The 18,646-nt window shown below is 65.5% G+C and carries 19 protein-coding genes; 9 read left to right on the top strand and 10 right to left on the bottom strand.

The annotated features are described in order from the left end of the window. Window position 1 precedes the first annotated feature (1 nt). The 8 genes from cyoB to H4W01_RS02050 all read left to right on the top strand — a co-directional run bounded on the left by cyoB (window position 2) and on the right by H4W01_RS02050 (window position 7,536). Window positions 2-2,026 carry a cytochrome o ubiquinol oxidase subunit I gene (gene cyoB, locus H4W01_RS02085; RefSeq protein WP_209609704.1) on the top strand — a complete coding sequence of 675 codons (2,025 nt, stop codon included), beginning with the start codon at window positions 2-4 and terminating at the stop codon, window positions 2,024-2,026. Further along, window positions 2,023-2,664 carry a cytochrome o ubiquinol oxidase subunit III gene (gene cyoC / locus H4W01_RS02080; RefSeq protein WP_209609703.1) on the top strand — a complete coding sequence of 214 codons (642 nt, stop codon included), beginning with the start codon at window positions 2,023-2,025 and terminating at the stop codon, window positions 2,662-2,664. The genes cyoB and cyoC overlap by 4 nt, the downstream gene beginning before the upstream one ends. After that, entirely contained in the window at window positions 2,661-3,083 is a 423-nt protein-coding gene (gene cyoD / locus H4W01_RS02075; RefSeq protein ID WP_209609702.1) for a cytochrome o ubiquinol oxidase subunit IV, read from the top strand. The genes cyoC and cyoD overlap by 4 nt, the downstream gene beginning before the upstream one ends. After that, the gene (locus tag H4W01_RS02070) at window positions 3,080-3,775 is read left to right on the top strand and encodes an SURF1 family protein (protein WP_209609701.1); all 696 of its coding nucleotides are present in this window, start codon (window positions 3,080-3,082) and stop codon (window positions 3,773-3,775) included. Before cyoD ends, H4W01_RS02070 begins: the two co-directional genes overlap by 4 nt. 38 nt (window positions 3,776-3,813) lie before the next feature. Further along, entirely contained in the window at window positions 3,814-5,052 is a 1,239-nt protein-coding gene (locus tag H4W01_RS02065; RefSeq protein ID WP_209609700.1) for an ATP-binding protein, read from the top strand. Continuing rightward, window positions 5,049-5,591 (top strand): response regulator transcription factor, encoded by a 543-nt coding sequence (locus tag H4W01_RS02060; protein WP_209609699.1) that lies wholly within the window; start codon window positions 5,049-5,051, stop codon window positions 5,589-5,591. The genes H4W01_RS02065 and H4W01_RS02060 overlap by 4 nt, the downstream gene beginning before the upstream one ends. Window positions 5,592-5,715: 124 nt before the next feature. After that, window positions 5,716-7,230: an acetyl-CoA hydrolase/transferase family protein gene (locus H4W01_RS02055; RefSeq protein ID WP_209609698.1), complete on the top strand. Its 1,515-nt coding sequence runs from the start codon at window positions 5,716-5,718 to the stop codon at window positions 7,228-7,230. A 75-nt stretch (window positions 7,231-7,305) separates the two neighbouring features. Continuing rightward, entirely contained in the window at window positions 7,306-7,536 is a 231-nt protein-coding gene (locus H4W01_RS02050) for a hypothetical protein (RefSeq protein ID WP_209609697.1), read from the top strand. 99 nt (window positions 7,537-7,635) lie between these two features. On the opposite strand, the gene mmsB is transcribed toward H4W01_RS02050, so the two are convergent. From mmsB to H4W01_RS02015, 7 genes are all read right to left on the bottom strand, one after another. Continuing rightward, complete coding sequence (gene mmsB / locus H4W01_RS02045; RefSeq protein ID WP_209609696.1) at window positions 7,636-8,514, bottom strand: 3-hydroxyisobutyrate dehydrogenase; 879 nt, start codon at window positions 8,512-8,514, stop codon at window positions 7,636-7,638. 137 nt (window positions 8,515-8,651) lie between these two features. Further along, window positions 8,652-9,425, bottom strand: coding sequence for an enoyl-CoA hydratase (locus H4W01_RS02040; RefSeq protein ID WP_209609695.1), 774 nt, complete (start codon window positions 9,423-9,425; stop codon window positions 8,652-8,654). A 110-nt stretch (window positions 9,426-9,535) separates the two neighbouring features. After that, window positions 9,536-10,579: an enoyl-CoA hydratase/isomerase family protein gene (locus H4W01_RS02035; RefSeq protein WP_209609694.1), complete on the bottom strand. Its 1,044-nt coding sequence runs from the start codon at window positions 10,577-10,579 to the stop codon at window positions 9,536-9,538. A 114-nt stretch (window positions 10,580-10,693) separates the two neighbouring features. After that, entirely contained in the window at window positions 10,694-11,839 is a 1,146-nt protein-coding gene (locus H4W01_RS02030) for an acyl-CoA dehydrogenase family protein (RefSeq protein WP_209609692.1), read from the bottom strand. Further along, window positions 11,836-12,930, bottom strand: coding sequence for a polysaccharide deacetylase family protein (locus H4W01_RS02025; protein ID WP_209609690.1), 1,095 nt, complete (start codon window positions 12,928-12,930; stop codon window positions 11,836-11,838). Before H4W01_RS02025 ends, H4W01_RS02030 begins: the two co-directional genes overlap by 4 nt. A 113-nt stretch (window positions 12,931-13,043) precedes the next feature. After that, window positions 13,044-13,436: a hypothetical protein gene (locus H4W01_RS02020; protein ID WP_334685120.1), complete on the bottom strand. Its 393-nt coding sequence runs from the start codon at window positions 13,434-13,436 to the stop codon at window positions 13,044-13,046. A gap of 80 nt (window positions 13,437-13,516) precedes the next feature. Continuing rightward, window positions 13,517-15,016 carry a CoA-acylating methylmalonate-semialdehyde dehydrogenase gene (locus H4W01_RS02015; protein WP_209609686.1) on the bottom strand — a complete coding sequence of 500 codons (1,500 nt, stop codon included), beginning with the start codon at window positions 15,014-15,016 and terminating at the stop codon, window positions 13,517-13,519. Between the two features lie 101 nt (window positions 15,017-15,117). Here H4W01_RS02015 and H4W01_RS02010 point away from each other — a divergent pair, with 101 nt between their 5' ends. Then, complete coding sequence (locus H4W01_RS02010) at window positions 15,118-15,990, top strand: LysR family transcriptional regulator (protein ID WP_209613211.1); 873 nt, start codon at window positions 15,118-15,120, stop codon at window positions 15,988-15,990. A 152-nt stretch (window positions 15,991-16,142) separates the two neighbouring features. On the opposite strand, the gene H4W01_RS02005 is transcribed toward H4W01_RS02010, so the two are convergent. The 3 genes from H4W01_RS02005 to H4W01_RS01995 form a co-directional block, all read right to left on the bottom strand. Beyond that, window positions 16,143-16,811, bottom strand: coding sequence for an NAD(P)H-dependent oxidoreductase (locus H4W01_RS02005; RefSeq protein ID WP_010406940.1), 669 nt, complete (start codon window positions 16,809-16,811; stop codon window positions 16,143-16,145). An 87-nt stretch (window positions 16,812-16,898) separates the two neighbouring features. Further along, a complete protein-coding gene (locus H4W01_RS02000) occupies window positions 16,899-18,008 on the bottom strand; it encodes an Acg family FMN-binding oxidoreductase (RefSeq protein ID WP_209609684.1) in 1,110 nt (369 codons plus the stop codon). A gap of 207 nt (window positions 18,009-18,215) precedes the next feature. After that, the gene (locus tag H4W01_RS01995) at window positions 18,216-18,605 is read right to left on the bottom strand and encodes a hypothetical protein (protein WP_209609682.1); all 390 of its coding nucleotides are present in this window, start codon (window positions 18,603-18,605) and stop codon (window positions 18,216-18,218) included. Window positions 18,606-18,646: the final 41 nt, after the last annotated feature.

Here is an 18,646-nt window from a genome sequence, read left to right as displayed (position 1 = left end):
CATGACGTCCCCCCTCCCGCTTTCGTCCCCGGCGATCAGCCCGATCTTCGGCCGTCTCTCGCTTGATGCGTTGCCGCTGCACGAACTGCCCGTGCTCGTCGCCTTTGCCGGCGTCGCTGTTGGCGGAATCGCGCTGCTCGCGATCATCACCTATTTCAAGGCATGGGGCATGCTGTGGCGCGACTGGTTCACCAGCGTCGACCACAAGAAGATCGGCATCATGTACATCATCCTCGGATTGGTGATGTTCGTGCGCGGCTTCTCCGACGCGCTGATGATGCGCGCGCAGCAGGCGATGGCCTTTAACGGCAACCCCGGTTACCTGCCGCCCGACCATTACAACCAGATCTTCACCGCGCACGGCGTGATCATGATCTTCTTCGTGGCGATGCCGCTGGTCGCGGGCTTGATGAACTTCGTCGTGCCGCTGCAGATCGGCGCGCGCGACGTGTCCTTCCCCTATCTCAACAATTTCAGCTTCTGGATGACGACGGCGGGCGCGGTGATCACCATGATCTCGCTGTTCGTCGGCAATTATGCGCGCACCGGCTGGCTCGCCATGCCGCCGCTGTCGGGCATTGCCGCCAGCCCGGACGTGGGGGTCGATTATTATATCTGGGGCTTGCAGATTGCCGGTGTCGGCACGCTGCTGTCGGGCGTCAACCTGATCGCGACCATCGTCAAGATGCGCGCGCCTGGCATGACGCTGATGAAGATGCCGGTGTTCGTGTGGACCTCGCTGTGCACCAACACCCTGATCGTCGCCGCCTTCCCGGTGCTGACCGCCGTGCTCGCTTTGCTGTCGCTCGACCGCTATGTCGGCATGCAGTTCTTCACGAACGGCCTGGGCGGCAACCCGATGATGTACGTCAACCTCATCTGGATCTGGGGCCACCCGGAGGTGTACATCCTCATCCTGCCCGCTTTCGGCGTGTTCTCGGAAGTGGTGGCGACCTTCGCCAGCAAGCGCCTGTTCGGCTATACCTCGATGGTCTATGCGACGATCGTCATCACGATCCTCGCCTATCTCGTCTGGCTGCACCACTTCTTCACCATGGGCTCTGGCGCCAGCGTCAACTCGTTCTTCGCGATCACCACGATGATCATCTCGATCCCGACGGGCGCGAAGATCTTCAACTGGCTGTTCACCATGTATCACGGCCGCATCCGTTATGAGCTGCCGATGATGTGGACCATCGCGTTCATGCTCACCTTCGTCATCGGCGGTATGACCGGCGTTCTGCTCGCCGTGCCCCCGGCCGATTTCGTGCTGCACAACTCGCTCTTCCTGGTCGCGCATTTCCACAACGTCATCATCGGTGGCGTGGTGTTCGGGATGTTCGCGGGCATCAATTACTGGTGGCCCAAGGCGTTCGGCTTCAAGCTCGACCGCGTGTGGGGCAAGCGCCAGTTCTGGCTGTGGGTGCTGGGCTTCTGGTTCGCCTTCGCCCCCGTCTATGCGCTCGGCCTAATGGGCGTCACGCGTCGCCTCAGCCAGTTCGACGATGCCTCGCTGCAGCCCTATTTCCTGGTCGCAGGGTTCGGCGCGCTGCTGATCCTGGCGGGTACGGGGGCGATGTTCGTCCAGTTCTACGTCAGCTTCCGCAACCGCGAGGCGCTGCGCGACGTGACCGGCGACCCCTGGGATGGCCGCACGCTCGAATGGTCGACCTCGTCGCCGCCGCCGGATTACAACTTCGCCTTCACGCCCGTCGTCTACGACAATGATGCGTGGTGGGACATGAAGCGGCGCGGCTATGTCCGCCCGACCACCGGCTTCCGCAAGATCCACATGCCCAAGAACACCGGCACCGGCGTCATCCTCGCAGGGCTCAGCGTCGCCTTCGGTTTCGGCATGATCTGGTACATGTGGTGGCTGGCGGTCGTCTCGCTGGTCGGCATCTTCGCCGTCGCGATCGGCCACTCGTTCAACTACAAGCGCGACTTCTACATCCCGGTCGAGGATGTGATCCGCACCGAGGATGAACGCACCCGCCTTCTCGCCGGCGAAGGAGTTTCGGCATGAGCGCGCAGACCTTCGAAGCGACCGCCAACGGCGAGACACCGCTGTTCTACGAAGTCGAAGAGCATCATCATCCCGAGGGCAGCAGCACGATGCTGGGCTTCTGGATGTACCTGATGAGCGACTGCCTCATCTTCGCCATCCTGTTCGCCTGCTATGCCGTGCTCGGCCATAGCTATGGCGGCGGCGAAGGGCCCAAGCAGTTGTTCGAACTGCCGCTGGTCGCGCTCAACACCGCGATGCTGCTGTTCTCGTCGCTGACCTATGGCTTTGCCATGCTGACGATGGAACGCCCCGGCGCCAGCGTCCGCGCGGTACAGGGCTGGCTGATCGTCACCGGTCTGTTCGGCCTCGCCTTCCTGTGCATCGAGCTCTACGAATTCTCGAACCTGATCCATGAAGGTGCGGGTCCGTGGCGCAGCGCCTTCCTGTCGTCCTTCTTCACGCTGGTCGGCACGCACGGTCTGCACGTCACCGTCGGCCTGATCTGGCTGATCACGCTGGTCGCGCAGATCGGCATGCACGGCCTCGGCCAGGCCAACCGCCGTCGCCTGATGTGCCTCAGCATGTTCTGGCACTTTCTCGACGTCATCTGGATCGGCGTCTTCACCATCGTCTATCTCATGGGAGTGCTCGGATGAGCGCCGATACGCTGCACAATTCGGCCCATGGCCACGATCATGGCCATGACGATCACGCCCACGGAGATCATGGGCATGGCGAGGCCCCGCACGGTTCGCTGCGCGGCTATATGATCGGCTTCATCCTCTCGGTGATCCTGACCGCGATTCCCTTCGCGCTCGTCATGACCGGCAAGCTCGACGGCACCACCACCGCCGTCATCGTGCTCGCCATGGCGGCGATCCAGGTCGTCGTGCACATGGTGTTCTTCCTGCACATGACCACGACGGCGGAGGGCGGCTGGTCGTTCCTCGCTTTGCTGTTCACCGTGATCGTCATCGTCATCACCCTGTCCGGATCGATCTGGGTGATGTATCATATGAACGCCAACATGATGCCGTCCCCGGCGGCTGTTACCGAGACCATGAGCCAGCAATGAGACGATCCCCTGCGACGATCGCGTTTCTGCTGATCGTCGCAGGTGTGCTCTGCGCCGCTCTGGTGGCGCTGGGCGTTTGGCAAATCGAGCGGCGCACCTGGAAATTGGCGCTGATCGCCCGGGTCGAGCAGCGGATTCACGCCCCCGCCTCCCCGGCTCCCGGCCCCGACCACTGGGCCCACATCACTGATGACAGCGACGGCTATCGCCATGTGCAGGTGCGCGGGCGCTACCGCGATGACCGACCGACCTTCGTCCAGGCCGTCACCGAGCGCGGCCCCGGCTTCTGGGTCATGACCCCGCTGGTCACCGATCGCGGCTTTACCGTGCTGGTCAATCGCGGGTTCGTGCCAACGCGCGACGCGGTTCCCCCCGGCGGCACCGCGACCGTCACCGGCCTGTTGCGGTTGACGGAACCGAAGGGCGCATTCTTGCGCTATAATGATCCTGGGACGAACCGCTGGTATTCGCGCGACGTCTCGGCCATTTCCACGGCGCGCGGGCTCGGTCCTGTCGCGCCCTATTTCATCGATGCCGATGCCGGGCCGGCCGCCACAGCCCCGGTGGGAGGCCTGACGGTCGTGCGCTTCACCAACAACCATCTGGTCTATGGGCTGACATGGTTTGCGCTCGCGGTGATGGTTGCCGGTGCAGCCGGGATGCTGCTCCGCCCCGCCCGCCGCCCGGCATGAGTCCGCCCGCGTCCGTCGATACAACCGAACGCGACAACATGCGTCAGCTGGTCAATTTGCGCTGGCTGGCGGTGTGCGGCCAATGCGCGACGATCCTGATCGTGCGCTTCGGCATGGGCGTCCCGCTCCCGCTTTTTCCGATGCTGTCGGTGGTCGCGGCGCTGGTCGTGCTCAATCTCGTCAGCCTCGCGCAACTGTCGCGCCGCGTGACCAATTCCAACAGCGCGCTGTTCGCCAGCCTTTTGCTCGATGTCGCGGCCTTGACGGCGTTGCTGTATCAAAGCGGCGGCGCGACCAACCCGTTTATCTCGCTGTATCTGCTGCAGGTGGTGATGGGCGCGGTGCTGCTGGAAGCATGGTCGAGCTGGGTGCTGGTCGCGATCACCAGCGCGGCCTTCATCCTGCTGGCCGAAGTCCATGTCCCGCTTGCGCTGCCACCGCGCTTCCTGTCCGACTGGGGCGATCTGTATATGATCGGCACGCTGATCTGCTTCGGGCTGGTCGCGGTGCTGCTGGTCGCCTTCGTCACGCGCATCAACAGCAATTTGCGCGCGCGCGACGCCCGTCTCGCGACGATGCGCCAGCAAGCGGCCGAGGAGGACCATATCGTGCGCATGGGCCTGCTCGCGACCGGTGCCGCGCACGAACTCGGCACCCCGCTCGCCTCCCTGTCGGTGATCGTCAATGACTGGCGGCACGCGCCTGCCCTGATGGCGCAGGAGAGCTTCGCCGAAGAGATTGGCGAGATGCAGGTCGCGCTCGCGCGCTGCAAGGCGATCGTCACCGGCATCCTGCTCGCGGCGGGCGAAGCGCGTGGCGAAAACCCGACGATCACCAGCGTGAAGCGCTTCTTCGACGAAGTCGTCGCCGAATGGCGCGTCCAGCATGCACCCGAGGCGATCGTCTATGACAATCGCTTCGGCACCGACATGGCGATCGTCGCCGATACGGCGGTGAAGCAAGTGATCTGGAACGTGCTCGACAATGCCGCCGAAGCCTCGGGCCAGCCGATCGCGCTCGATGTGACGCGCGACGGGGCATCGTTGGTGCTGTCGGTGCGCGATACCGGCCCCGGCTTTACCCCGGAAATGCTCGCCAATCTCGGCAAACCGTATCATTCCACGCGCGAGCGGCTCGGCAGTGGACTCGGGCTGTTTCTGGTGGTCAACGCGATGCGCAAGCTCGGCGGCACGGTCGATGCCCGCAACCGGCCCGAGGGTGGCGCGACCGTGACGATCACGCTGCCATTGTCCGCGCTGGAATGGGGCGAGCGATGACCGAAAAGCATCTGTTGATCGTTGAGGACGATGCCGCGCTCGCCAAGACGCTGGGGCGCTCGTTCGAGCGGCGTGGCTATAGCGTCGAATTGGCCTCCGATCAGGCCGGTGTCGAAGCCGCGCTGGCCAAGCGCACGCCCGATTATGCGGTGGTGGATCTGAAACTCGGGGCCACGTCCGGGCTGGTCTGCGTCCAGGCGATCCACGCGCAGGATGCGCGCACGCGGATCGTCGTGCTGACCGGCTATGCCAGCATCGCCACCGCCGTGGAGGCGATCAAGCTGGGGGCGAGCAATTACCTGCCCAAACCATCCGACACCGACGACATCGAAGCCGCCTTCGCCAAGGCCGAGGGTGGTGCGGCCGGCGATGTCGCGACGCCGCTCGGCAACCGCCCGACCTCGATCAAGACGCTGGAATGGGAGCGGATCCACCAGACGCTGGCCGAGAACAATTTCAACATTTCCGAAACCGCGCGGCAATTGGGCATGCACCGCCGAACGTTGGCGCGAAAGCTCGAGAAGCAGCCGATCAAATAAGCGCGACGGCCCCGGCCCGGACACGATTGCAAAAATTGCATGTGACCAAAAAGACCCGGCGCTTGCGCATCCGCCACTTTGCGCGCCTAGCCGCAGGCGTAACGATGATAAAAAAGGGATGGGAATGCGCACCAGCCGTATCGCTTGCGAGACTCTCCGTTCGCGCGTGATGAGCGACGAACAGGCCGCCGCCTTTATCACCTCTGGTAGCACGGTGGGCATGAGCGGCTTTACCGGCTCGGGCTATCCCAAGGCGGTCCCGCTGGCGCTGGCCGCGCGGATCGAGGCGGAACATGCCGCCGGCAACCCATTCCGCGTGCGCATCTGGACGGGAGCCTCGACCGGCCCCGAACTCGACGGCGCGCTGGCCAAGGCCGACGGCATCGAATTCCGCCTGCCCTATAATTCCGATCCCATCGCCCGCGAGAAGATCAACAACGGCACGATGGAATATTTCGACATGCATTTGAGCCAGGTCGCGCCGATGGCGTGGCAGGGCTTTCTCGGGCCGCTCGACACTGCGGTGATCGAAGTCTCGGGCATCCGCGCCGATGGCTCGCTCATCCCCTCCTCTTCGATCGGCAACAACAAGACCTGGCTCGACCGCGCGAGCAAGGTCATCCTCGAGGTCAATAGCTGGCAGAACCCCGCTTTGGAGGGGATGCACGACATCTATTACGGCACTGCACTGCCGCCGCACCGCGTACCGATCCCGCTGGTGCGCGCCGACGATCGCATTGGCGAGCCGTATTTCCGCTGCGACCCCGACAAGATCGTCGCGATCGTCGAGACCGAAGCGCCCGACCGCAATTTGCCCTTCGCCGCGCCCGATGCGGCGGCGCATGCGATTGCCGGGCACCTGATCGAATTCTTCACCCATGAAGTGGCACGCGGGCGCCTCCCCGCTTCGCTGTTGCCGCTGCAATCGGGCGTCGGCAACATCGCCAATGCGGTGCTCACCGGCCTGGTCAACGGCCCGTTCGAGGACATGACCTCCTATACCGAGGTGATCCAGGACGGGATGCTCGACCTGCTCGATTCGGGCAAATTGCGGATGGCCTCGGCCACCGCCTTCTCGCTCAGCCCGGAGGCGGCGGCGCGGCTCAATGCCGATATGGGCCGCTACCGCGACACAATGATCCTGCGCCCGCAGGAAATCAGCAACCATCCCGAACTGATCCGCCGGCTCGGCTGCCTCGCCATGAACGGGCTGATCGAGGCCGACATTTACGGCAACGTGAACTCCACCCACGTGATGGGCTCGCGCATCCAGAACGGCATTGGCGGATCGGGCGATTTCGCGCGAAACGCCTATGTCTCGATCTTCATGACCCCCTCGACCGCCAAGGGCGGCAAGATCTCGGCGATCGTGCCGCAAGCGAGCCATGTCGACCATATCAGCCAGGACGTGCAGGTGATCGTCACCGAACAGGGCCTCGCCGATCTGCGGGGCCTCAGCCCCAAGCAGCGCGCTGCCCTCATCATCGAGAAGTGCGCGCATCCCGACTATCGCCCGATGCTGGCGGACTATTATGCGCGCGCGCGGGTGGGTTCCTACGGCCAGCAATCGCCTTCGCTGCCGGGCGAAGCGCTGTCCTGGCACCAGCGCTTCATGGACACGGGATCGATGCGGCTCTGAACGCGATAGAGAGCACGACCTTTAACCAACCAGCCCGGCTTAACCAGCCGGGCTTTTTCGTGGTAGCGTCATTGCATGAAGGGCGAGCGCGAGATTTGGTTTTATAAAATTTTGTGGAGCTATATGCCGATCCACTGGAAAGGCTGGGCATTCACGGTCGCGCTGGTTGCAATTGCGTTGGCACTGGTCTTCGGGACGCAAGCCGTTTGCAGACATTTTGGCGTTCCGGGTGCAGATGATTGGCCGTTCTTTCTAATGTTCCCGGTCGTCGTCGCTGGCTGGTTCATCGCCGAGCGTCACGTCTAATATAGATCCGGGGTTGGAGGGCCGTCCAGCAAGCGCTGAGGCATGTGGGAAGGCCCCACCCCCAGCCCCTCCCCTGAAGGGGAGGGGAGCCCCCTCGCCTCAGCCGCGCAGCGCGGTGATGATCGCCGAGAAATCCAGCCCGCCATGCCCGGAATCGGCAAAGCGCTGATACAATTCCGCCGCTTTCGCCCCCATCGGCGTGTCGGCACCCGTATCGCTCGCCGCCGCGGCGGCGAGCTTCAGATCCTTCAGCATCAGCGCGGTCGCAAAGCCGCCCTGATAGCCATGATCGGCAGGCGTATCCGGCCCGACGCCCGGCACCGGGCAGTAACTCGTCATCGACCAGCTCTGCCCTGACGACACGCTCGAAATATCGAAGAAAGTCTGCGGATCGAGCCCCAATTTCTCCGCCAGCAGGAACGCCTCGCACGTCGCCACCATCGTCGCGCCGAGCAGCATGTTGTTGGCGATCTTGGCGGCCTGGCCCGTGCCGTTCGCCCCGGCATGGATCACCGCCTTGCCCATCGCCGCCAAAATCGGCTGCGCGCGCGCGAACGCCTCCTCGCTGCCGCCGACCATGAAGGTCAGCGTGCCGGCATTGGCAGCCCCGATCCCGCCCGACACCGGCGCATCGACCGCCGTAATCCCCTTGGCACGCGCCGCCTCGGCCACGCGCTTGGCGGTGGCGACGTCGATCGTCGAACAATCGATCAGGATCGCGGCCGGCAACAGGCTCGCGGCGAACAGATCGCCATAGACCGCTTCGACATGCGTGCCCGCCGGCAGCATCGTCACCACCGCCTCGGCCCCGTCTGCTGCCTCGCCCGCGCTCGCCATCGGCAGGCACCCGGCCGCCTTGGCGCGATCGAGCGCGTCCTGCGACAGATCGAACGCGCGGACATCATGCCCCGCTTTGGCGAGGTTCGCGGCCATCCCGCCGCCCATATTGCCGAGCCCGATAAAGGCGATGCGTGTCATTTTTCTCTCCTGATTTTTTCTTACTCCCCTCCCGCCGTGCGGGAGGGGCTGGGGGAGGGCAGTCGCGCCGCAGACCGGGTGCATTACCGACACGCCCCTCCCCTAACCCCTCCCGCACAGCGGGAGGGGTTAGGGTGCTACTTCCCCGTCCAAACCCCCTGCCGCTTCTCGACAAAGGCGGTCATGCCCTCGCTCTGGTCGTCGGTGCCGAACAAAGCATGGAACAGCCGCCGCTCGAACTGCACGCCCGTCGCCAGCGTGGTGTCGAACGCGGCATTGACCATTTCCTTGTTCGCCTTGACCGCGAGCGGTGCCATCCCCGCAATTGTGGTCGCGGTCTTGACCGCTTCCTCGACCAGATCGGCGGCAGGCACCACACGGCTGACAAGCCCGGCGCGCTCGGCCTCAGCCGCATCCATCATGCGACCGGTCAGGCACATCTCCATCGCCTTGGCCTTGCCGACCGCACGCGTCAGCCGCTGCGATCCCCCCATGCCGGGCGACACCGCCAGCTTGATTTCGGGCTGGCCGAACTTGGCGGTATCGGCGGCGAGGATGAAGTCGCACATCATCGCCAGTTCGCACCCGCCGCCCAGCGCATAGCCCGCCACCGCCGCGATGATGGGTTTGCGCGTGCGGGTGAAGCGATCCCATCCGGCGAAGAAATCATGCGCGTACATGTCGGCAAAGCCCTGCGCCTGCATCTCCTTGATGTCGGCCCCCGCCGCGAAAGCCTTTTCGCTGCCGGTGATGACCGCGCAGCCCTGCGACGGATCGGCATCGAACGCCGCCATCGCGGCGAGCATATCGGCCAACACCTGGCTGTTGAGCGCGTTCAGCGCCTGCGGGCGATTGAGCGTGACGAGCGTAACGCCGCCGCGCTGTTCGACGAGGATGGTTTCGTAGGTCATGTCTTTTACCTTTTCTCCCCTCCCGCTTGCGGGAGGGGTTGGGGGAGGGCTTGTAGGGTCGAGCACCGCACAGGCCCTCCCCTAGCCCCTCCCGCAAGCGGGAGGGGAATTCAATACGGCGTCCACGCCTCCGCATCGGGAAGCGGCGCGAAGATCTGGTCGATGACGTGGGGCGTCACGCCCTCGGGCGTCGCCGGGTCCCAGCGCGGGGCATTGTCCTTGTCGACGATCACCGCGCGCACGCCTTCCAGGAAATCATGCCGCTGCACGACGCGCGCGCCGACCGCATATTCCTGGCGCATTTCGTCCTCGAAGGTCGGCATCATCGCGCCTTCGTGCAGCAGCCGCAGCGACACCTTCATCGTCTGCGGCGATTTGGTGGTGAGCGTGGCGAGCGTCTGCGTCGCCCAGTCCCCGCCATCGGCGGCGAGCGCGGCGAAGATGTCCTCCAACACGTCGGAGGCGAACAAACGGTCGATCGCCTCGCGCTGATCGAGCAGCCGCGCAGGCGGCGGCGCGACCGAGAGACCGGTAAGGATCGCGGCAATCGCCTGCGGGTCGGCCGTGATCCGCGCCTTGGCCTCGTCCAGCGCGGCGCTCGGCAGATAGTGCGTCGCCAGCCCTAGCGCATGGCATTCCGCCCCGTCGAGCCGGTGCCCGGTCAGCGCCAGATATTGCCCGATCCGCCCCGGCAGCCGCGACAGATACCAGCCGCCGCCGACATCGGGGAACAGGCCGATCCCGGTTTCGGGCATGGCGAATTTGGTGTTCTCGGTCGCGATACGGAAATCGCACGGGCAGGCGAGGCCAACCCCGCCGCCCATGGTGATGCCGTCCATGAACGCGACGGTCGGCTTGGCATAGGTGAACAGCCGGTGGTTGAGCCGATATTCGGTATGAAAGAAGGCCCGCGCCTCCGTACCATCCTTAGCCCCGCTCTCGGCGAGCATCCGAATGTCGCCCCCCGCACAAAAGCCCCGGCCCTCTGCATGGTCGATCATCACCGTCTCGACCACCGGATCGGTCCGCCACGCATCAAGCGCCGCCAGCATGGCGACGCACATATCGGTGGTCAGCGCATGCAGCGCCTTGGGCCGGTTCAACCGAATCCGGCCGACAGGCCCTTCACCCTCAATCACAACATCACTGGTCATGCGCACACGTCTTTCATGATCTTCTTCGTGTCTTCGTGCCTTTGTGCGACCAAAATTTCTCGCACGAAGCCACAAAGCCACAAAGAGGAAGAAGGGGGATTCCGCTGCGCGGGGTCATTGCCGTGTCAGCTCCCGGCCGATGATCATCCGCATCACCTGGTTGGTCCCCTCCAGGATCGAATGCACGCGCAAGTCACGCCAGAAACGTTCGATCGGGTAATCCATCAGATAGCCGTAGCCGCCATGCAGTTGCAGCGCGCGATCGGCCACGGCGGAACCCGTGTCGGTCGCCAGCCGCTTCGCCATTGCCGCGAATTTGGTCTTGTCGGGCGCGTTGGCCGTCACCTTGGCCGCCGCCATGTACAGCAGCGCGCGCGCCGCCTCGAGGTCGGTCGCCATATCGGCCAGCATGAACTGGGTGTTCTGGAAATCGGCAATGGCGGTGCCGAACTGCTTGCGGTCGCGGGTATAGCCGATCGCCTCGTCGAGGCAGCGCTGCGCGCCACCGAGCGAGCAGGCACCGATGTTGAGACGCCCGCCATCCAGCCCCATCATCGCGATGCGGAAGCCCTCGCCCTCGCCACCCACAAGGTTATCCACAGGGATACGCACATCCTCGAAGATCACCTGGGCGGTCGGCTGCGAATGCCAGCCGAGCTTGCGCTCGTTCGCGCCGAAGCTGACGCCGGGCATGTCCTTCTCGATCACCAGGCAGGAAATGCCCTTGGGCCCCTCCGCACCAGTCCGCACCATGGTGACATAGACCTCATTCTCGCCGCCGCCCGAGATGAACTGCTTGGTGCCGTTGACGACATAGCGATCGCCATCGCGCACCGCGCGCGTTTTCAGCGCCGCCGCATCCGAGCCCGAGCCAGGCTCGGTCAGGCAATAACTGGCGATCCGGTCCATCGTGACGAGTGAGGGCAGATACTTGTCCTTCACCGCCTGCCCGCCGAAGCGATCGATCATCCAGCTCGCCATATTGTGGATCGAGATGAATGCGCTGGTCGAGGGGCAGCCATAGGCCATCGCCTCCATGATCAGCGCCGCCTCCAGCCGCCCGAGGTTGATGCCGCCCGATTCCTCGCTGACATAAATCGACGCAAAGCCAAGCTCGGCCGCCGCCTTGATCGTGTCGCGCGGGAAGATGTGCTTCTCATCCCATTCCGCCGCAAACGGCGTGATGCGATCGGCGGTGAAGCGCCGCGCGAGTTCCTGAATCTCGCGCTGGTCGTCGGTTAAATCGAACTGGTCGGTCATGCGGCAATCCCTAGGGGTAAAGGTCGGCGCGGCACAAAGGCCGTCTGGGAACAGACGCGCCGCCACGGATGGCGTTGCACCCGGCAGCGCGGCGTGGCGATGGGCGTGCGGTGCAGCACACGTTCGGCGAAGAGGCGATCGGCGAGCGGCTTGTCGTTGCGCGCATAATATAGCGGGCCGGGCGCGCGCTGCTGCCACCCGATCGCCTCGGGCAAGGTGCCGTTGGCGCTGTCGAAATCGCCGGTCTGGCGATAGAGCGGGTCGGCATAGGCCGCATCCGCCGTCACGATCGTCCAGCCATCACGGCGCAAAGCCGCGACCAGATCGCCGATATAGCGCGCCGCGACATCGGTTTCGTGCAGCAACAGCATTTGCGGCGGGCTGCGCCCGGTCACGCGGCGCAGCAGCGCGTCGGAGAAATCGGCCGATTGCACCATCGTCTCGACATAGAGATCGCGCAGAGCGCCTTCGTCGATCGCCTGGCCTGCCTTGCGCGCGGCGATCGTCTGCCGCTCGATATTCCAGTCGGAGCCATCTGCCGTCACCCACGCGACGCTTAAGCCGCGCGCGCCAAGGCCATCCAGCACCGCGCGCCGCTTCACCGCATCGCGCCCGCCCTGGTTGAGGCCGGGAAAGCGGAACCACGGGCGATAGCCGGGCTTGCCCTTCAACCAGCCCTCGGCGCGGTCGATATCGGCGAGAAACGCCTGCGCCGAAACCGCGCGCAAATCGCGATGCGCAAAGCTGTGGTCGCCCACGACATGCCCCGCCGCAGCATAGGCCGCCAGCCGCGCCGCACCATCATTGGACGCGCCGATCCGCCCGGGATTGGCGAAGAACGCCGCCTGCTCCACCCCGCTCGCCCGGAGCGCCGCGATCAGCCGCGCGGTGCGCTCGGACGGGGTGTAGAACGCGCCCGCCCCGCGCGGGACATCATCGAAACTGAGCGCGATGCGCTTGCCGACCGGCGCCACCACGACCGGTTGCGCCACCGCGACCGGCACCGTGGCGCGCGGCAGAAACGCCCAGGCCAGCGGCAACGCGACCAGCACGATGCCGCCCACCAACATGGCCTGGCGCAAGAGGTTCATCGGGCAACGCTCATGGTGCGACCGTGCTACACCAATTGCAGACGCACGTCCGCATTCCACGAGGTACGCCAAGCGGCGCGCAGGAATTCCGGTGCAAGGTCATTCCCCCGCTTTCACTCCCAGGAAAACACGGTCCGAAGGTTGCATTTGCCAGGATCTTCTCCTTCCTGGAAAAGCGCAACGCGGTCGATCGCCGCCATTTGCACCGCCGTAAAGGGCGTTGGCGAAGAGAAATAGGCAGCGCCCTGCCTGCCGTTCCAGATCGCCGCCTGATAGAGCCCGTCAACTAGGCGCGGACGAAAAACCGTCGCCCCCGTACGAGAAGGATGGCGTAGCCTCGGCCCCTTGGGGCGAGCGGCCCATCCAATTCCACGCACTTCAAGCGTCCCGAAGCTGCCCTCCCAACGAAAGCTGCCGCCGTGAATGCCGCCTTCCAGAGGCGTGATGCGCTCACCCTTTTCAAGGTCGATGATCGGAGAATAGCCGCAGAAGCGACCCGGCCCCACCAATTCACTCGCCGATGCGGCACCCGCGCCGCAATACAGGGCGATCAACAAGAAGGGCAAGGCCGCACGCCGCACCCGCCTCACCCCATCGTCGGAATGACGAAGGCGTTTGCGCCATCGCCGACCCCGCCATCGGGCCAGCGCTGCGTCACGGTCTTGACCTTGGTCCAGAACTTCACGCCTTCCATGCCGTGCTGGTTGGTATCGCCGAACGCCGAGCGCTTCCACCCGCCAAAGGTGTGATAGGCGACCGGCACCGGGATCGGCACGTTGATGCCGACCATGCCGACATTCACCCGCGCCGCGAATTCTCGCGCGACGTGGCCGTTGCGGGTGAAGATCGCGACGCCATTGCCGTACTGATGCTCGCTCGGCAGCCGCAGCGCATGTTCGAAATCGTCGGCGCGGACGATTTGCAGCACGGGGCCGAAAATCTCTTCCTTATAGGCCGACATGTCGGGCGTGACATGGTCGAACAGCGTCGGGCCGATGAAGAAGCCCTTCTCATGCCCCTGCAGCTCGAACCCGCGCCCGTCGACGACCAGCTCCGCGCCCTCGTCGACGCCGGTCTGGATCCAGTTTTCGATGCGCGTGCGGTGCGCGGCGTTCACCACCGGGCCGTAATGCGCCTCGGCATCGGTCGACACGCCCACGCGCAACGCGGCGATCGCCGGGATCAGTTTCTCGCGCAGCGCAATCGCGGTCTTCTCGCCCACCGGCACCACCACCGGCAGCGCCATGCAGCGCTCGCCCGCCGAGCCGAATGCCGCGCCCGACAGATCGGCAACGACCTGGTCGAGATCGGCATCGGGCATGACGATGCCGTGATTCTTGGCCCCGCCCATCGCCTGCACGCGCTTGCCCGCCGCGACGCCGCGCCGGTAGACATAATGCGCAATGTCGGATGATCCGACGAAGCTGACCGCGCTGATCGCGGGATGATCGAGGATCGCGTCGACCATGTCCTTGTCGCCGTGGACGACTTGCAAAATACCCTCGGGCAGCCCCGCCTCGCGGAACAATTCAGCCAGCCGCACCGGCACCGACGGGTCACGCTCGCTGGGCTTCAGGATGAAGGCATTACCCGTGGCGATGGCGACGCCGCTCATCCACAAGGGGATCATCGCCGGGAAATTGAACGGGGTGATGCCAGCGCCAATGCCGAGCGGCTGGCGCATCGAATAGACGTCGATCCCCGGCCCGGCGCCCTGGGTAAATTCGCCCTTTAGCACATGCGGAATGCCGCAGCAAAATTCGATCACTTCCAGCCCGCGCTGAATGTCGCCCTTGGAATCGGCGATCACCTTGCCGTGTTCGGACGACAGCAGGGCGGCGAGTTCGTCGATATGCGCTTCGACCAGCGCCTTGAAATTGAACATCACACGCGCGCGGCGCTGGGGGTTGGTTGCGGCCCAACCCGGCTGCGCCTTTTGCGCAGCGGCGACGGCGGCGTCGAGATCGGCCTGCGTGCCGAACTTGACCTGGGCCTGCACCGCACCGGTGTTGGGATCGAACACCTCGCCCGTCCGCGCGGCAGTGCCGCTCGCTAGACCCATGATATGGTGGTCGATGATCCGCATGGCGCTCTCCTAAAGCTTATACCCCCCTATCCCACCCAGCATTTTTGCATTCAACCCTCCATCTTTGCTGCTAGGTAGTGCATTTTTGCATGAGGGTATCCGTGGAAAACTGGGATGACCTGCGCATTTTCCTCGCCGTCGCGCGGGCGCAGCGCATGGCGGGTGCGGCGCGCGCGCTGGGGCTGGACGTCACCACCGTCGGCCGCCGCCTCGCCCGGCTGGAACAGCGGCTCGGCACCGCGATCTTCGAGACGATCGCTGGCGAACGCCGCCTGACCGAAACCGGCCAGGCGCTGCTCATCCATAGCGAGACGATCGAAGCCGCCGTGCTCGCCGCGACCGAGGTCGACCCCAGCAGCGCCGCGCTCGCGGGCCAGGTGCGCCTCAGCATTGCCGAGGGCCTCGCCACGCATGTCGTCGCGCCCGCTCTGCCCGCCTTCCGCCGCGACCAGCCCAATTTGCGGATCGACCTGATCACCGCCTCGGGCTTCCTCAACCCGTCCAGGCGCGAGGCCGATATGGCGGTGATGCTCGCGCGCCCGCGCAACCGGCAATTGCGCGCGACCAAACTCACCGATTACCGGCTGCGGCTCTACGCCACGCCCGGCTTCCTCGCCGATCACGCGCGGGTCGCCAGCGCCGCCGACCTGCACGGCCATGCGCTGATCAGCTATGTCCCCGAACACGTCCACGCGCCCGAGCTCAATTATCTGTCGGAAATTCAGGACGGCCTCGTCGCGCGGGCGCGCAGCACCAGCATCACCGTGCAACACGCCATGATCCGCGCGGGGGCCGGGATCGGCGTGCTGCCCGATTTCATCGCCGCGCGCGATGCAGCACTGGTGCCCGTGCTCGGCGACAGCGTGCATCTGACGCGCACCTTCTGGCTGGTGACCCATCAGGACACCCACGCCACCCCGCGCATCCAGGCGGTCGGCGATTGGCTGCGCGGCCTGGCGGAAACGCTCGCTTAGAGGCCGTTTGGAAATTCGCGAAAGAGCGAATTTCAAGGCGGCACCGGCCCGCTCCCCCACCCGGCCACCCATAGAATACTGCCGTTGGGTGGCCGGGTGGGGGAGCGGGCCGGTGCCGCGAAATGCGCCGTGGCGCATTTCCAAACAAACGCTTAGTCCCCGGTAAACGCCGCCACTGCATCCTGCGCGCGGGCGGCGTGGCGCGCGGCGGCGACCTCGCTGCAGATCTTGCGCGCCTGCGTTTCCACCTCGAGCAGGCATTCGGCAACGAAGCGCGCCTCCATATCCGCGACGATCGCGCCGAAATGCACGTGGCCCGCATCGCGCAGCCCGAAAATGCCCATCAGATAGCGGTCGAACGCCTGGCGGATCGATTCCATCTGGCCCTGTTCGTCCAGCCAGATCCGCGTCGTCGCCGAGCTGGAAAAGGTCGCGAAGGATTTGCCGACCAGCACCGAATCCGGGCGATGGTCGCGGATCGAGGACGGCGTCTGCGCCACGCCCAGCACGCGGTCGACATAGCCCTTGATGATCGCGGGCGGCATACCGAACCAGATCGGATAAACGAACACGATCACATCGGCCTGCCGCAACAGCCCGATCTCATGCGCGACATCAGCGGACATGCCGCTGGCGTGACCGGGCAGCCGGTCGGCGCGCAGGCACGGGTCGAAATCGAGCGCATAAAGATCGCGCACCACCGCCTCCTGCCCGTTTTCGCGGACGGTTGCGCAATAGCGCTGGACGACTTCGTGGTTGAAGCTGCCGGGCGACGGGTGCCCCAGCACGATGACATGGCGGATCGGTTGGTTGGCAGGCATGGTCGTTCCCCGGGTGGCGCGTGGTCACAGCATAACGCGCGGCCCGATGCCCAGGCAGACTCGGGAAGTACGTAGCGGGCGCGCGGCTCAGGCCAGCACCGCCTCCACCGGTCGCCGCGCGGAAAAGGGCAGGCCAGCGCCATAGCCAAAGCGCATCACCAGATCGGGCCGCACGCCCGGCGCGCCGATCAACCGCGCCAGCTCGGGCCGCAACCGCGCCACTTCGACCGGCTGGTTGATCATCGCATGGCGCAGCCCAAGTGCGGTCGCCTGCAACGCAAAACGCTGGCACGCCCGCCCCACGCGCACCCAATGCGCGGGGTCGGCGCGCTCCCCGACGAACACCGCCACCCCCGCCGTGGACGCCATTTGCCGCGCATATTTGGCGTTTTCCGAAGACGCGGTGAACACTTGGTCGAGCAGCAGCGGGGCCAGCCATTCGGGCAGCACCGGCGCGCCCGAGGTCACGCTGAACAACCCGTCGCCGGTCGCCAGCGCACGCTGCGGGGTGAAGCGCATCCAGCTTTTGAGTTCGCGCAGGAACGCGGCATCGGCCAGTTGCGCGCTGTTGCCCGCCACCACCAGATCGCGGATGTGGTTGAGGCGCGGGCGATCGGTCAGCAGCACCAGCGACACCCCCGGCTCCGCCGCCGCCTCCGCCAATTGCCGCAGCAGCTCCGGCGCAACCGCGCGCCCATCATACACCGTGCGCGTTGATTGGCGGTGCGGGATCGCGGCGAACAGCGGCGAGGCGACCGGCGCGCCGCGCTGCTGCCGCACCGACACCGCGCCGCTTGCGGCATCGAAACCGACATCGCACGGCAACCCCGCCGCCGCCGAAGCCAGCGCCAGATTCTCCGCCGCACAGCCAAGGCTCACGAACAGATGATGGTCGTCCGGGTCCACCACCGGCGTCCGGCGCGATCGATCGGGCAGGATGTCGATGCGGTTCTCGCCGATGCGGAACAGCCAGGGCTGGGTGTTGTGCCCATTGGCGGCGAGCGTCGCAAACCGCACCAGATCGCGCGCGGCAGGCTGCGCCGCCAGCGCGGCGCGGCTCTCCGCCACGGCGGCCTCATAGCCCTCCAGCGACGCCAGCTCGCGATAGCCGAGCCCGGCTGCCCCCACCCCGGCCAACACCACCGCCCCGCCCCCGATCAAGGTGGCCCGGCGACTGAAGCGGCGTTCGACGGTCATCGGCTTGGCTCCCCGCTGTGCGCTTGCGGGAGATGCGATGGCGCGGCGGCCGGGTCGAGGGGCGGGAAGTACGTAGGGGGGGGGGCGGCTACGCGCCCCATTTCGGTCATCCGACGCGCTGCGAGCGGTTCCCGGAAGCCGCCGTTCGTTCAGGTGCAGCATGAGGGGATGCTCTCCATCCCGTGCATCGTCCGTCACGGCGATCCCTCAGGCCTCACACAGGCCGATCAGGCGCAGCAGCTCGGCCAATTCGGGCAGACGCTCAGCCACCCGGATTGCGCCATCAAGCGTCAGACGCTGCTCGAGTTGTTGCGGGGTACAGGGCTTTCGATACTCGACCCAATCCCTTGCCAGCGCGGCATCGGCAGTCCGTTTGTCCGGGGGCTGGTTCATGTGACGGCCGGGCAGGTGCCGCAGCAGGAACGCTTCGTGCGTCGGCTGTTGCCATATCACTGTAAAATTATTGTCGCGCGCGTGGCGACGCGCCAAATCAGCGCGGGCTTGATCGCCTTCGATCTGATCGGTGTCGAGGAAGACATATCGTCCGATAAACGGCTCGCGGTTTCGCTCGATCCGCTCCACACGCTCGATCGCCATTTCGATTCGCGTGTATGGGTCCCCGGCACCCTGCCCGAGAT

Origin of the sequence: Sphingomonas sp. PL20, assembly GCF_017875905.1 — a bacterium.
Classification (GTDB): Bacteria; Pseudomonadota; Alphaproteobacteria; order Sphingomonadales; family Sphingomonadaceae; genus Sphingomonas; species Sphingomonas echinoides.
The sequence above is the reverse complement of the archived record's forward strand: the minus strand, read 5'-3'. Positions and strand labels throughout refer to the sequence as shown.

Bases quoted from the DNA above. Each gene is read 5' to 3' on its own strand.
- H4W01_RS02000 (WP_209609684.1), bottom strand. From the start codon at position 18,008: ATGACCGTCGAACGCCGCTTCAGTCGCCGGGCCACCTTGATCGGGGGC.
- H4W01_RS02055 (WP_209609698.1), top strand. From the start codon at position 5,716: ATGCGCACCAGCCGTATCGCTTGCGAGACTCTCCGTTCGCGCGTGATG.
- H4W01_RS02065 (WP_209609700.1), top strand. From the start codon at position 3,814: ATGCGTCAGCTGGTCAATTTGCGCTGGCTGGCGGTGTGCGGCCAATGC.
- H4W01_RS02050 (WP_209609697.1), top strand. From the start codon at position 7,306: ATGAAGGGCGAGCGCGAGATTTGGTTTTATAAAATTTTGTGGAGCTAT.
- H4W01_RS02060 (WP_209609699.1), top strand. From the start codon at position 5,049: ATGACCGAAAAGCATCTGTTGATCGTTGAGGACGATGCCGCGCTCGCC.
- cyoC (WP_209609703.1), top strand. From the start codon at position 2,023: ATGAGCGCGCAGACCTTCGAAGCGACCGCCAACGGCGAGACACCGCTG.
- H4W01_RS02070 (WP_209609701.1), top strand. From the start codon at position 3,080: ATGAGACGATCCCCTGCGACGATCGCGTTTCTGCTGATCGTCGCAGGT.
- H4W01_RS02040 (WP_209609695.1), bottom strand. From the start codon at position 9,425: ATGACCTACGAAACCATCCTCGTCGAACAGCGCGGCGGCGTTACGCTC.
- H4W01_RS01995 (WP_209609682.1), bottom strand. From the start codon at position 18,605: ATGGCGATCGAGCGTGTGGAGCGGATCGAGCGAAACCGCGAGCCGTTT.
- H4W01_RS02005 (WP_010406940.1), bottom strand. From the start codon at position 16,811: ATGCCTGCCAACCAACCGATCCGCCATGTCATCGTGCTGGGGCACCCG.
- H4W01_RS02035 (WP_209609694.1), bottom strand. From the start codon at position 10,579: ATGACCAGTGATGTTGTGATTGAGGGTGAAGGGCCTGTCGGCCGGATT.
- H4W01_RS02015 (WP_209609686.1), bottom strand. From the start codon at position 15,016: ATGCGGATCATCGACCACCATATCATGGGTCTAGCGAGCGGCACTGCC.
- mmsB (WP_209609696.1), bottom strand. From the start codon at position 8,514: ATGACACGCATCGCCTTTATCGGGCTCGGCAATATGGGCGGCGGGATG.
- cyoB (WP_209609704.1), top strand. From the start codon at position 2: ATGACGTCCCCCCTCCCGCTTTCGTCCCCGGCGATCAGCCCGATCTTC.
- H4W01_RS02030 (WP_209609692.1), bottom strand. From the start codon at position 11,839: ATGACCGACCAGTTCGATTTAACCGACGACCAGCGCGAGATTCAGGAA.
- cyoD (WP_209609702.1), top strand. From the start codon at position 2,661: ATGAGCGCCGATACGCTGCACAATTCGGCCCATGGCCACGATCATGGC.
- H4W01_RS02025 (WP_209609690.1), bottom strand. From the start codon at position 12,930: ATGAACCTCTTGCGCCAGGCCATGTTGGTGGGCGGCATCGTGCTGGTC.